General features: G+C 73.7%; 11 protein-coding genes. 8 read left to right on the top strand and 3 right to left on the bottom strand.

Features of this window, described 5'->3' with window-relative positions:
- Positions 1-9: 9 nt before the first annotated feature.
- From ABD140_RS21125 to leuE, 3 genes are read left to right on the top strand one after another with little or no spacing between them, the layout of a single operon-like run.
- On the top strand, positions 10-891 hold the full coding sequence (locus ABD140_RS21125) for a hypothetical protein (protein WP_344242627.1): 882 nt from the start codon (positions 10-12) through the stop codon (positions 889-891).
- A 41-nt stretch (positions 892-932) separates the two neighbouring features.
- Positions 933-3,416, top strand: coding sequence for a hypothetical protein (locus tag ABD140_RS21120; protein WP_344242626.1), 2,484 nt, complete (start codon positions 933-935; stop codon positions 3,414-3,416).
- A gap of 55 nt (positions 3,417-3,471) precedes the next feature.
- Positions 3,472-4,152, top strand: a complete 681-nt coding sequence (leuE, locus tag ABD140_RS21115; protein WP_344242625.1) for a leucine efflux protein LeuE — start codon at positions 3,472-3,474, stop codon at positions 4,150-4,152.
- A gap of 161 nt (positions 4,153-4,313) precedes the next feature.
- Here leuE and ABD140_RS21110 read toward each other — a convergent pair whose 3' ends face one another.
- Positions 4,314-5,336 (bottom strand): CHAP domain-containing protein, encoded by a 1,023-nt coding sequence (locus ABD140_RS21110; protein WP_344242624.1) that lies wholly within the window; start codon positions 5,334-5,336, stop codon positions 4,314-4,316.
- A gap of 201 nt (positions 5,337-5,537) precedes the next feature.
- Here ABD140_RS21110 and ABD140_RS21105 point away from each other — a divergent pair, with 201 nt between their 5' ends.
- Positions 5,538-6,773 carry an MFS transporter gene (locus tag ABD140_RS21105; protein WP_344242623.1) on the top strand — a complete coding sequence of 412 codons (1,236 nt, stop codon included), beginning with the start codon at positions 5,538-5,540 and terminating at the stop codon, positions 6,771-6,773.
- Between the two features lie 39 nt (positions 6,774-6,812).
- Positions 6,813-7,607, top strand: coding sequence for a hypothetical protein (locus ABD140_RS21100; protein WP_344242622.1), 795 nt, complete (start codon positions 6,813-6,815; stop codon positions 7,605-7,607).
- 22 nt (positions 7,608-7,629) lie between these two features.
- On the opposite strand, the gene ABD140_RS21095 is transcribed toward ABD140_RS21100, so the two are convergent.
- Positions 7,630-10,056: a Tex family protein gene (locus ABD140_RS21095; RefSeq protein ID WP_344242621.1), complete on the bottom strand. Its 2,427-nt coding sequence runs from the start codon at positions 10,054-10,056 to the stop codon at positions 7,630-7,632.
- Complete coding sequence (locus ABD140_RS21090) at positions 9,986-10,216, bottom strand: hypothetical protein (protein WP_344242652.1); 231 nt, start codon at positions 10,214-10,216, stop codon at positions 9,986-9,988. The genes ABD140_RS21095 and ABD140_RS21090 overlap by 71 nt, the downstream gene beginning before the upstream one ends.
- Positions 10,217-10,309: 93 nt before the next feature.
- Here ABD140_RS21090 and yczR point away from each other — a divergent pair, with 93 nt between their 5' ends.
- The 3 genes from yczR (at position 10,310) to ABD140_RS21075 (ending at position 12,608) form a co-directional block, all read left to right on the top strand.
- On the top strand, positions 10,310-11,758 hold the full coding sequence (gene yczR, locus ABD140_RS21085) for a MocR-like transcription factor YczR (protein WP_344242620.1): 1,449 nt from the start codon (positions 10,310-10,312) through the stop codon (positions 11,756-11,758).
- Positions 11,759-11,857: 99 nt separating this feature from the next.
- Positions 11,858-12,223, top strand: coding sequence for a hypothetical protein (locus ABD140_RS21080; protein ID WP_344242619.1), 366 nt, complete (start codon positions 11,858-11,860; stop codon positions 12,221-12,223).
- Positions 12,216-12,608, top strand: coding sequence for a hypothetical protein (locus tag ABD140_RS21075; protein WP_344242618.1), 393 nt, complete (start codon positions 12,216-12,218; stop codon positions 12,606-12,608). Before ABD140_RS21080 ends, ABD140_RS21075 begins: the two co-directional genes overlap by 8 nt.
- Positions 12,609-12,649: the final 41 nt, after the last annotated feature.

Raw genomic sequence — 12,649 nt, 5'->3', positions numbered from 1 at the left:
GGAGAACAGATGAGCAAGACCACCGAGACCGAAGAAGCTCTCGAGGCCGCCGAGGCGCCGGAGACGACGGAGGCCGAGACGACCGAGGCCGGGACGACCGAGGCCGGGACGACCGAGGCCGGGAAGCCGGAGGAGGGGAAGGCCGACCTTGAGAAGGCCGACCCTGAGAAGGACGAGGCCGAGGCCGGGAAGCCGGAGCCGAAGGCGTCGGTGAAGGCCGACGCAAAGGAGTCCGACGCCGAGGAGTCCGCGGAGGACGGCGCCGCGCCGGTGGCGAAGACCGCGGCGCGGGACGACGAGCCGGCCCGGGGCCTGCGGGACCGGCTGAACGGCGGCGTCGTCGGGGTGGTGGCCCTGGTGCTCCTGGTCGCCTCGCTGGTGGCCTCGGCGTTCCTGTGGACCTCCTACTCCGAGGCGTCCGGTGAGCTGAGCGTCCAGAAGCAGGTGCGCACGCGGTCGGCGGAGTTCACGCGTTCCTTCCTGCTGTACGACAAGGCCGACCTCGACGGCTGGGAGAAGCGGCTGACCGCGCTGGCGGCGCCGGACTACCGCAGTGCCATCAGCCAGTCGGTGAAGATGCAGTTCCCGGTCATCGAAACCTTCGAGGCCAGCTCCCAGGTCACGATCCGCGACGTGTTCCTCAACGACTTCGACGGGAGCGTGGCCAAGGCGGTGGTCGTGGCCGACAGCCGGGTGACGAGCAAGGACTTCGTGCGCACGGCCACCGGGATGCGCCTGCTGGTGGAGCTGAACCGGATCAAGGGCGAGTGGCTGATCAGCGGGGTCGGTGTGCTGGGCATCGACAACGAGGTGATGACCGACGCCGACGGCAAGGAGATCGACCCCAGCAAGATCGAGGTGCCGGAGGTCGTCCCGTCGACGACCCCGTGACCGGTTCGCCGGAGCACGTGGAAATGTGAGACGTTACGGCCATGAGCTCGGAGGAACTTCAGCAGCGGATCTCTGTGGAGTACGCCCCCCTGGTGGCGTTGTACCAGCTCCTGGAGGACCGCAGCAGAGAGCCGGGCTCGGCCGCCGTCTCGGGGCCCGACTGGAACGCCCGGCTCGCCGCGCTGCGGGTCCTGCGCGAAGGCGCCGTCCCCGGTGACGGGGCGGCGCTGGCGGAGGCGCTGCTGGACCCCGCGCACCGGGACGTCCGGCAGGTCGCCGTCGTCACCTCCCCGGACCGGCTCGCCGGACTGCTGGAGGAGGCGGTCCGGCTGGGCGAGCGGGTGCTGCTGTTCGGCGACGCCGCGCGGGTGCCGGACGGGCTCCTGGCGGTCGACGCGGCACTGCGCCCGGTGGGTCCGCGCTGGGAGGAGGAGCTGCGCGTCCTGCGGCGCGACCTGCTGAAGCTGGAGCAGTGGCCGGGTGACCTGGCCGCGCTGGAGGAAGCGGAAGCCGAGGCGGCACGGCGGGAGACCGCCGCCGCCGAGGAGGAGCAGCGGCTGGAGGCCGCTCTGGAGTCCCTGCGGGCGGAGCGGGAGCAGGCGGCCGAGGCGACGGCGCAAGCGGTCGGGGAGCGCGAGGCCGCCGTCGCCGCCGAGCAGGAGGCGGGCGTCGTGGCGGCCCGTTGCCTGGAGGTCTTCACCGAGGCGAAGGACGCCGCCGTCGCCGCGGCCCGCCGGGCGGCGACGGCGTCGTCCGCGGCGGGCGAGGTCGCCCGGCGGCGGAGCGAACTGGAGCAGCGGCTCGCGGCGCTGCGGGTGGAGGCGGCCTCGGCGCGGCAGGTGCAGGGCGACCTGGGGGAGCGGCTGGAACGGGCCAGGGCGAGCCTGCCCGAGGTCGCCGCCGCGGCCGAGCGGACCAGGGAGCAGGCGGCCGAGGCCGAGGCGCTGCGCCACGCCACCTATTACCGGCTGGCCGGCGCGGAGTCCTCGCTGGCCGCCGAGCGCAAGCGCCAGTGCCTCGCCCAGCGGCTGCACCTGGCGCCGGGCCGCCCGCAGCTGTCGGAGCTGCGGGCCGTGGTGGCCTCCCGGAAGCTCGACGCCGAGCAGGCGATGGCCCGGGCGAACGAGCTGAACGAGGCGAGGCAGCGGGCCGAGGGCGAGCGGGCCGGGCTGACCGCCTTCCTGGAGCAGGGCGGCCGGGAGATGGAGGCGGCGCGGGAGGTGCAGCGCCGGCTGACCGTGGAGCTGCCGCGCCTGGAGGCCGAGCTCGTCCCGGTGCGCGCCGAGCACGAGCGGCTGGCGGCGCGGGCCGCCGAGGCGGCGGAGGAGGCGGCCCGCACCGCCGAGCCCGCCGACCGCGCCAGGACCGAGGGCATGGCCGCCGAGGAGCGCCTGGCGGCGGCCCGCGCCGCGCTGGCCGAGGCCGAGGCGGCGATCGCGCGGGCCCGCGAGCACGAGACGGAACTGGACCGCGCTCTGGCCGAGAAGAGCGCGGAACGGGAACGGCACGAGACGGCCGGCGCCGAGACCGTCGCGGAGGCCCGTCGCGAACGGGACGCCGCCCGCGAGACCGCCGACCGACACCGGAACGAGATCGACGCCTTCCTGAACGGCCTGAACGAGGAGACCTGGCGCGAACAGGCGTCCGCCCGGCACGAGCTGCTCACCACCGCCCCCGGGGAGGCGGCCCAGGTGATCTGCGCGACCCCCGACGACATCCCACCCGGCGAATACGACGTCCTGTTCGTCGACGCCGCCGAAACCGTCACCGACGGCGACTTCCTGCTGGGCGCCGTCCGCACCCGCCGCCAGGTCCTCGTAGGCACCCCCGGCGCCTCCGCCCCCGCCCCCGCCACCGCCCTGCGCGACCTCCTGAACGCCCTCCACTCCCTGGCCGGCCTGCCCCTGCCCACCGCCCCCGACGAGCCGACCGCCCCCGAGGAGACGAACAGGCCCGAGACACCGACCGAGCCCGATGAACCGACCGTGCTCGACAGTCCGGCCGTGTCCGGTGGGTCGACCGTGCTCGACGGTCCGACGGAGCTCGACGGACCGACTGTGCCCGGTGAACCGACCGTGCTCGACAGTCCGGCCGTGTCCGGTGGGTCGACCGTGCTCGACGGTCCGACGGAGCTCGACAGTCCGGCCGTGTCCGGTGGGTCGACCGCGCTCGACGGTCCGACGGAGCTCGACAGTCCGGCCGTGTCCGGTGGGTCGACCGCGCTCGACGGTCCGACGGAGCTCGACGGTCCGACCGTGTCCGGGGGACCGACCGAGCTCGAGGGAACCGTCGAGAGCGGCGGGACGTCCGAGAGCGGCGGGGTCGGCGGGCTGAGCGAGGGGGCGGTGGCCGAGCGGGAGCGGTTGCGGGCGGGGTTGTGGGAGGGGCACTACGCCGAGCGGCACGCCAAGATCGTTCGTCGGCTGTCGGGGCTGGGGCTCGATCCGGTCGAGGCGCTCGAGCGGGCGGTGGCCGAGCGGCTGGAGACCGGCTTCTACCAGCGGTGTCTGGACGCGGTGGCCTGAGCGCCAGGGGGATGCTCACTTAAGGTCTAAGTCGGTCGAATGGCACACTAAGCGCATGTTCGGCATCACCGACCTCACGACCTACACCGTGGGGGCCTTCCTGATCATCCTGCTTCCCGGCCCCAACTCGCTGTACACGCTCTCCGTGGCCGCGGGACGGGGCGTCCGACACGGCTACCGCGCCGCGTGCGGGGTGTTCCTCGGCGACTCGGTGCTGATGCTGCTGACCGCGGCCGGGGCGGCGTCCCTGCTGCGGACCAACCCCGTGGCGTTCTCCGTGGTCAAGTACCTCGGCGGCGCGTACCTGGCCTGGCTGGCGATCGGCCTGCTCCGCACGGCCTGGGGCATGTGGCGGGACCGTTCCCGCGCGTCCGTGCGCGCCGCCTCCGCCGGGGCGCCGGTCGAGACGGCGGCCGAGGCGGCGGATCCGGAGCACCGCCCCTTCCGCCGCGCGCTGCTGATCAGCCTGCTGAACCCGAAGGCGATCCTGTTCTTCCTCTCCTTCTTCGTCCAGTTCGTCGACCCGGCCTACCCCTATCCGGCGGTGTCGTTCCTGGTCCTCGCGGTGATCCTGCAGGTCTTCAGCATGCTCTACCTGACCGCCCTCATCTTCGGAGGCACCTGGCTGGCCGAGGCGTTCCGCCGCCGCAAGCGCCTGTCGGCCACCGCGACCTCCGCCGTGGGCCTGGGCTTCCTGGGCTTCGCCGCCAAGCTCGCCACCTCCACCGTCGGCTAGACCCGCCCGGAGGCCGCCATCGGCCGACCCGTCCGAAGGCCGCCGTCGGCCGGTCCGTCCCGGAGGCCGCCGGCGTCCCGTCCGAAGACGGCCGTCCCGTCCGAAGACGCCGGGAGGCGCAGGCCCGCGGGCCTGCGCCTCCCGGCGTTCGCGGGACGCCGCTACGGGCGGCGGCCGGTGAGCTGGGCGTTGGTCTCGGCGGTCTGGGTGACCGCGGAGTGCAGCTCGGTCCAGAAGCCGAGCTCCTCGTCCTCCTTGAGGTGGGCGATGCGGCCCCAGAACTCGCGGTCCTCGACCTCCTGGGCGACCTGGGCCGAGATGGCGGGCATCATCAGCGTCTCGTTCTCGGCGTCGTCCAGGTCGTAGTGGGTCATCCCCGTGGGCAGCTTGACGGGCGGGGCGCCCGAGGTGCGGTGGTGGCGTCCGCGCTTGCGCACCCGGACCTCGGGGGCGGCCGCGACGGCGGCCGGGACCTTCACCGCGGCGGCCTTGGCCAGGCCCGCGGCGAGCACGCCCAGGATCGCCAGCCCGACCACGCCGGTGAGCGCCGCCTCCTTGACGGGCAGGGCGTCGCCCGCGCCCGCGTCCTGGCGGGCCTGCACCGCGGCCTGGGCGTCGGTGAGGGGGGCCTGGGCGAGCTGCTCGACCGACGGCGCGGGCGCCGAGTGCCGGGGCTGGTAGGCCTGCTGGGCCAGGGTCTCCTGGTAGGTCAGGCCGGACACCTCCACCTTGCCCGGGTAGCCGTAGCCGACGATGTCGGAGGCGTCGCGCTCGCGGCGGGCGAGGGTGTCGTGGGTGTTGGCCTCGATGGTGTGGACCTTGCCGTTCTCCACCTTCTCCACGATGCCCACGTGCTGGATGGACGCGAGGTCCTTGGCACCCGACCAGTTGAAGAAGACGATCGCGCCCGGCTCCGGGGTGGTGCCCCAGGCGTCGTGCTCGGCGAACCACGAGGCGTGGTCCTGGGTGGCGGCGAACTGGCCGGCGAAGTCGGTGAGCCCGGCCTTGTCGGCGGCCCAGGCGAGGAACATGTCACACCAGGGGGCCGTGGTGAAGTACGAGTTGGCGTCCTCGTCGATGTTCTTCGTCCACCAGTCGCCGAACTTGGTGTAACCACCGGCCTTCTCGGTGTAGCCCAGTTCGCTCTTCGCGATGTCCAGGAGCTTCTGGCCTACCGGATCCACGTGCTTACTCCTTGTTCCGCGACCTGAGATGGTCGATCACGGCTCGATCTCGGAAAAATGTACTCAAGGTAACTGGCGTGGGCAAGCGGTACTGAAAGATACGTCCTCCCCGGAGTAAACCGAGCCGGGTTTTCGGGAGGGAAAAAGTTTTCCCAGGTCAAGCGCACCTGGCAGACTGTCCACCCGGAGGTAAGGAACCAGATGAAGCTTGAGCCTTACCGGCGGGTGCTCTCCCTGCCGGGGCTGCGCGGTCTCATGGCCGTGGGGACACTCGCCCGGATCCCGGTGACGGCCACGGGTGTCGCCCTGACTCTGCACGTGGCCCGCACCCTGGACGAGGGCTTCTTCAAGGCGGGCCTGGTCGGCGCGGCCTGCACCCTCGGGGTGGCGATCGGCGCGCCGTTCGCCGGGCGCCTCATGGACCGCTACGGGATGCGGCCGGTCCTGGTGGTGACCGCGCTGGCGCAGGTGTGCTTCTGGCCGGTGGCCGGGCTCCTGCCGCTCTGGCCGCTCCTGGGCGGCGCGCTGCTCGCCGGCCTGCTGGCGCTGCCGGTGTTCGGGCTCACCCGCCAGTGCCTGAGCGCGATGGTCCCCGAGGAGCAGCGCCGCACCGCGTTCTCCCTGGACTCGATCCTGGTGGAGCTGGCCTACATGGTCGGCCCCGCCTTCGCCACCGCCTCGTTCGTGCTGGTGGGCAGCAGCTGGACGTTCGCGGTGATCGGCCTGGGCATGGCCGCGGCGGGGGCCGCCCTCATCGCGTTGAACCCGCCGATCCGCACCGAGGAGGAGGCGGCCGAGGCGGCGAAGGCCGGGCGGACCGCCGCGCCGCCCCGGCGGTCCTGGCTCACCGTCCCGATGCTGGCGCTGCTGCTGGTGACGTTCTCCGCCACCTTCCTCGTCGCCGCCACCGAGCTGGGCGTCATCGCGGTGCTCGCCGAGAACGACGCGGTGGGCTGGACGGGCCTGGCCATCGGGTTGTGGTGCCTGTGGTCGCTGGTCGGCGGCTTCGTCTACGGCGGGCTCCCGCGCGGCCTGCCCGCGCCGCTGCTGATCGGCACGATGGCCCTGCTGACCCTGCCGCTCGTGCTGGTCACCGACTGGCGGTGGCTGATCCTGGCGCTCGTCCCGTCGGGGCTGCTGTGCGCGCCCTCGTTGTCGACGACCGTGGAGACCATGTCCCGGTGGGTGCCCGCGCAGGTGCGGGGCGAGGCGATGGGCCTGCACGGCACCGCGATGACGCTCGGCCTGGCCTGCGCCACCCCGTCCGCGGGCTGGGTCATCGACGAGGCGGGCGCCGGGTGGGCGTTCGTGCTGGCGGGCGGCGTCGGCGTGGCCGTCGCCGTGGTCTCGGCACTGGTCTGGCGCGCGAACTCCCGCAAGGCGGTGTCCCCCGTGACGGAGGGAACAGCGGAACCGGTGCAGACGAAGGTCGCTTGATCCCCCCGGATGGGGCACAATCCGGACAGGAGGCGCCCGATGAAGCCGTACCGTACGAGAGCCGCAGGGCTCGTGCTGGGTCTCGCCTTGGCCGCCGGATGCGGTGGCGAGGCGGATCCGCGGCCGTCGCCCGCCCCGGCGAGCGGCGACCCGCAGCCCTCGGCGACGGCGTCCGGGCCGCAGTCCCCGCCGCCGTCATCTCCCGCGGCGCAGCCTCCGCCGCAGGATCGGAGAAGCCTGGTGCCCAGCGGTTACCTGCCGCTGTGGCCCTTCACCGACCTGGCGGAGTCCCGCTCGTTCCGGGCGGACGGGGGAGAGCGGTGGAACCTGGACGCGGGCGCCACCGCGCTCGCGTTCACCCGCTCCTACCTCGGTTTCGCCGAGATCGACCGGGTCACCAGCAGGACGGCGCACGCCACCGAGGCCAGGATCGGCGTCGGACACCGGATCGAGGGCCGCGACCACACCGCCGCGGTCGTCCACCTGTTCCGCGCGGGCGGAACGCCCGACGGCCCGTGGGAGGTCGTCGGCACCGACGACACCACCCTCAGCCTCACCACCCCCGCCTACGGGGCGCAGGCCTCCACCTCTCCCGTGACGGTGGCGGGCCGCATCACCGGCGTGGACGAGAGCCTGCAGGCCAGGCTGCTGCGCCCCGGGACCGCGAAACCACTCGGGGAGTACTGCTGCCTGCCCGCCGGGGGACAGGACACCCGCTGGCGGCTGGCCCTGCCGTTCACCGGCGGGATCGACGAGACCGCCACCATCGTGGTGTGGACGGGCGGCCATGTGGCCGAGGTGGAGCGGTTCGCGGTGACCGGCATCCGCCCCTGACCGCCCGTCCGGACGCGCGTCCCTAGGCCAGGCCCGCCCGGCGCAGCGCGTCGGCCAGGGCGCCCGTGGGCTCCTCGCGCCGGCCGCCGCCGCCCCTGCCCTTGCCGCCGTTCTTCCCGCCCTGGCCGTTCTGGCGGTTCTGGCCGCCCTGACCGCCCTTGCCGTTCCGGCCGCCGCCGCCCTGACCGTTCTGGCCGCCCTGACGGTTCTGGCCGCCCTGGCCGTTCTGGGAGCGGCCGCGCCGCTCGTCACCGCCGCGGCCCTCGCCGCGCCGGCCGCGCGGCGACTCCTCGTCCAGGCGCAGGGTGAGGGAGATGCGCTTGCGCTGCAGGTCGACCTCCAGGACCTTGACGCGTACCACGTCGCCGGGCTTGACGACCTCGCGCGGGTCGCTGACGAAGGTGTTCGACAGCTGGCTGACGTGGGCCAGGCCGTCCTGGTGCACGCCGACGTCGATGAACGCGCCGAACGCCGCGACGTTGGTGACCACGCCCTCCAGCAGCATGCCGGGCTCGAGGTCGGTGAGCTTCTCGACGCCCTCCTTGAAGGCGGCGGTCTTGAAGGCCGGGCGGGGGTCGCGTCCGGGCTTCTCCAGCTCGGTCAGGATGTCGGTGACCGTGGGCAGGCCGAAGGTGTCGTCGACGAAGTCCTGCGGCCGGAGCGTGCCCAGGGCGCGGCTGCCGATCAGCTCCTTGAGGCCGGTGCCGGTGGCCTCCAGGATGCGGCGCACCACCGGATAGGCCTCGGGGTGCACGGCCGAGGAGTCCAGCGGGTCGTCGCCGCCGGGGATGCGCAGGAAGCCGGCGCACTGCTCGAACGCCTTGGGGCCCAGGCGCGGCACGTCCCGCAGCGACCTGCGGTCGCGGAAGGGGCCGTTGGAGTCGCGGTGGGCGACGATGCTCTCGGCCAGGCCGGTGCTGACGCCCGAGACCCGGGTCAGCAGCGGCACCGAGGCGGTGTTGACGTCCACGCCGACGGCGTTCACGCAGTCCTCGACGACGGCCTTGAGGGAGCGGGAGAGCTTGGTCTCGGCCAGGTCGTGCTGGTACTGGCCGACGCCGATGGACTTGGGGTCGATCTTCACCAGCTCGGCGAGCGGGTCCTGCAGCCGGCGGGCGATGGAGACGGCGCCGCGCAGCGAGACGTCCAGGTCCGGCAGCTCCTGGGAGGCGTAGGCCGAGGCGGAGTACACCGAGGCGCCCGCCTCCGAGACCATGATCTTGGTGAGGCCGGGGACGAGCTTGACCAGCTCGCCCGCGAGCCGGTCGGTCTCGCGGGAGGCGGTGCCGTTGCCGATCGACACCAGTTCCACGCCGTGCGCCTTGACCAGCTCGGCCAGCTTCGCCAGGGAGGCGTCCCACTGGCGGCGCGGCTCGTGGGGGTAGATGGTGTCGGTCGCCACGACCTTGCCGGTGGCGTCGACCACCGCGACCTTCACCCCGGTGCGCAGGCCCGGGTCCAGGCCCATGGTGGCGCGGGACCCGGCGGGCGCGGCCAGCAGCAGGTCGCGGAGGTTGGCGGCGAAGACCCGTACGGCCTCCTCCTCGGCCGCCTCCCACAACCGGGTGCGTACGTCGCCGCCCACGTGCACCTGGACGCGGACGCGCCAGGCCCGCCGGACGGTGTCCAGCAGCCAGCGGTCGGCGGGGCGGCCGCGGTCGGCGATGCCGAAGCGCCGGGCGATGCTGCGCTCGAAGGAGCTCGGGCCCTCCTCCACCGGCTCCTCGGGCTCCAGGACGAGCTCGAGGACCTGCTCCTTCTCGCCGCGGAACAGCGCGAGGACGCGGTGGGAGGGGAGGGCGGTGAACGGCTCGGCGAAGTCGAAGTAGTCGGAGAACTTGGCCCCGGCCTCCTCCTTGCCCTCCACGACGCGGGAGATCAGGCGCCCGCCGTTCCACATGCGCTCGCGCAGCTCGCCGATGAGCTCGCCGTCCTCGGAGAACTTCTCGATCAGGACGGCCCGCGCGCCCTCCAGCGCGGCGGCGGCGTCGGGGACCTGCTCGTTCACGTACCCGGCGGCCAGCTCGGCCGGGTCGTGGGACGGGTCCTCCAGCAGGGTGAGGGCGAGCGGTTCGAGGCCGGCCTCGCGGGCGATCTGGGCCTTGGTGCGGCGCTTGGGCTTGTAGGGGAGGTAGAGGTCCTCCAGGCGGGCCTTGGAGTCGGCCGTGCGGAGCTGCGCTTCGAGTTCCTCGGTCAGCTTGCCCTGGGAGCGGACGGACTCCAGCACGGCCGTGCGGCGCTCCTCCAGCTCGCGCAGGTAGCCCAGCCGCTCCTCGAGCGTGCGCAGCTGGGCGTCGTCGAGGGCCCCCGTGGCCTCCTTGCGGTAGCGCGCGATGAAGGGAACGGTCGAGCCGCCGTCGAGCAGCTCGACCGCCACCTCAACCTGTCGCTCCCGCACATCCAACTCGTCCGCGATACGCCGGTGAATGCTCGGCAGACTCAAGCTCATGGCTGCATTCTTCCGGCTCCGGGGAGTGCTTGTCGCGTTGAACGTGACGCCGCGCGCCGTGCCGGGGCCGGGCGGTCCAGTCGCGGCCGTCCCGGGAGTCGGCGCCGAAGCGCGGTCCGAGCACCGCGAGCAGGGTGAAGAAGACCAGTGCGTAGACCATGGTGGCTCCTTGGGGAGGGGTTTTTCCGGGCCACTTCCATGAGAACAGGCCATTGGCTTGCCTGTTAAGGGCCAATCAGACAAAGTGGCTTCCATGGGTGACACGCGATATGTCGGTGGACTGCAACTGGCCAGACTCCTGGGCGAGCTCCCGGCGGGGCGCCCCTTCTACACGGTGCTCGCCGGCGCCGTCCGGACGCTGATCCAGGACGGGCGGCTGTCCCTGGGCGTCCGGCTCCCCGCCGAACGCGACCTGGCGTCCGCGCTGTCGGTCAGCCGCACCACCGTCACCTCCGCCTACGACGCCCTGCGCGAGGACGGCTACATCTCCAGCCGGCAGGGCTCGGGCAGCTGGACGACGCTGCCGCCGGTCGCGATGACGCACCAGTCCCCGGCCACCGCCTTCACCGCCGGACCGGTGCCGGGGGCGCAGCCCGACACCATCGACCTGGGCTGCGCCGCTCCCGGAGCGCCCGGGATCTTCCCCGAGGCGGTCGAGGCGGCGGTGCGCGAGCTGCCCCGCTACTCCTGCGGCACCGGATACGAGCCCGCCGGGCTGCCCGTGCTGCGCGCCGCCGTCGCCGACCGCTACACCGCCCGCGGCGTGCCCACGCGGCCCGAGGAGATCGTCATCACCACCGGCGCCCAGCAGGCCTGCGACCTGCTGGCCCGCGCCCTGGTCGGCAGGGGCGACGCGGTGATGCTGGAGCGCCCCACCTACCCGAACGTGCTCAGCTCGCTGCGCACCCACGGCGCGCGGCTCGTCCCGGTGGGCGTCGCCGACGGCTGGGACCTCGACCTGATCGCCGCCGGGATGCGGCAGGCCGCGGTCCGGCTGGGCTACTTCATCCCCGACTTCCAGAACCCCGCCGGCCACCTGATGTCCCAGGAGGACAGGGCGGCGCTGGTGGAGGCGGCCCGCGCCGCCCAGGCCCAGCTCATCGCCGACGAGACCTTCGCCGAGCTCGGCCTCGACGCCGACGCGGGGCTTCCCGTCGCCGCCCACGACACCGGCGGCCGGGTGATCTCGATCGGCTCGGCGTCCAAGCTCTTCTGGGGCGGGCTGCGGATCGGCTGGATCCGCACCACCATCCCGCTCGCCCGCAGGCTCGCCTCCCTCCGCGAGCCCATGGACATCGCCACCCCGGTCCTGGAGCAGCTCATCACCGCCGAGCTGTTCCGGCGCATCGAGGAGGTGCGGGACGAGCGGAAGGCGGGGCTGACCGCCTCCCGCGACGCCCTGGCGGAGGAGCTGCGCGCCAGGCTGCCCGAGTGGCGCTTCACCGTCCCGCCCGGCGGCATGACGCTGTGGGCGCGGCTGCCCACCCCGACGGCCTCGGCGTTCTGCGAGGCGGCGCTGCGGCGCGGCGTCCGGATCGTCCCCGGCCCGGTCTTCGGCACCGACGGCGTGCTGGAGGACGCCGTCCGGCTGCCCTACGTCCTGCGGCCCGCCACCATGCGCGAGGCGGTGGCGCGGATGGCGGCCGCCTACGCCGAGGCCGAGTCCCTGCCCGCGGCCCGCTCCCTGCCCGCCTGCGTCTGACGGTTCCGGCCGGCCGCCGGGGGTCGTCCCGGGGCGGGTCCGCCCTCTCCCGCGGCGGTTGTACGGTGGGTCCGCCGGAACGAGGAAGTGGAGGGGCCGATGGTCGGCTGGCTCGCGGGTACCATGATCGCGCTGTCGCTGGCGGCCGCGGTGTGGTTCCTGGTGCTCTCGGCGCGGGACAAGCCGATCCAGGCGGTGCACCTGCTGGCCATGGCGGTGCTGGAGGTCGGCCTGCTGGCCCAGGTGGTCACCGCCGCCGTCCTGCTGGCCGGCGGGGACGGTCCGCCGGGCAAGGGCACCTTCATCGGCTACCTGGCCGGTTCGCTCGTGGTGCTCCCCGTCGGCGCGTTCCTGGGCGCGGGGGAGCGCAGCAAGTGGGGTTCGGTGGCGGCGGGCGTCGCCTGCCTGACCGTCCCCGTGGTCATCCTGCGCATGCAGGACCTGTGGAGTGGTGTCGGTGTCTGAGCTGTCCAGCGGGCCGGGCCGCGCCCTCGTCGCGGTCTACGCCGTCTTCACCCTGTCGGCGGGCGCCCGCTCGGGCTACCAGCTGGCCACCGCGTTCGACCACGCGCCCGTGGCCTACGTGCTCTCCGCGGTCGCCGCGCTGATCTACCTGCTGGCCACCGTCGCGCTGTGGACCTCCCGCCGCCGCGTCGCGCTGGCGGCCGTCGGCGTCGAGCTCGCCGGGGTCCTGGGCATCGGCCTGTACAGCGTGCTCGACCCCGGCTCCTTCCCCGAGCCCACCGTCTGGTCGCAGTTCGGGGCCGGGTACGGGTACATCCCGCTGATCCTGCCCGTCCTGGGCCTGCTGTGGCTGCGCCGCGGAGCGCGGGAGCCGGCGAACGGGTGAGGGCCTCGCCCCCACCCGCCTTTCGTGGTGCGCGGTGGGGG

The sequence above is a fragment of the Actinocorallia libanotica genome (assembly GCF_039525175.1).
Taxonomy (GTDB): Bacteria; Actinomycetota; Actinomycetes; order Streptosporangiales; family Streptosporangiaceae; genus Actinocorallia; species Actinocorallia libanotica.
The sequence above is the reverse complement of the archived record's forward strand: the minus strand, read 5'-3'. Positions and strand labels throughout refer to the sequence as shown.

Excerpts from the sequence above, each read along its gene's own strand:
- ABD140_RS21125 (WP_344242627.1), top strand. The coding sequence starts at position 10 with ATGAGCAAGACCACCGAGACCGAAGAAGCTCTCGAGGCCGCCGAGGCG.
- ABD140_RS21120 (WP_344242626.1), top strand. The coding sequence starts at position 933 with ATGAGCTCGGAGGAACTTCAGCAGCGGATCTCTGTGGAGTACGCCCCC.
- leuE (WP_344242625.1), top strand. The coding sequence starts at position 3,472 with ATGTTCGGCATCACCGACCTCACGACCTACACCGTGGGGGCCTTCCTG.
- ABD140_RS21105 (WP_344242623.1), top strand. The coding sequence starts at position 5,538 with ATGAAGCTTGAGCCTTACCGGCGGGTGCTCTCCCTGCCGGGGCTGCGC.
- ABD140_RS21100 (WP_344242622.1), top strand. The coding sequence starts at position 6,813 with ATGAAGCCGTACCGTACGAGAGCCGCAGGGCTCGTGCTGGGTCTCGCC.
- ABD140_RS21095 (WP_344242621.1), bottom strand. The coding sequence starts at position 10,056 with ATGAGCTTGAGTCTGCCGAGCATTCACCGGCGTATCGCGGACGAGTTG.
- ABD140_RS21090 (WP_344242652.1), bottom strand. The coding sequence starts at position 10,216 with ATGGTCTACGCACTGGTCTTCTTCACCCTGCTCGCGGTGCTCGGACCG.
- yczR (WP_344242620.1), top strand. The coding sequence starts at position 10,310 with ATGGGTGACACGCGATATGTCGGTGGACTGCAACTGGCCAGACTCCTG.
- ABD140_RS21080 (WP_344242619.1), top strand. The coding sequence starts at position 11,858 with ATGGTCGGCTGGCTCGCGGGTACCATGATCGCGCTGTCGCTGGCGGCC.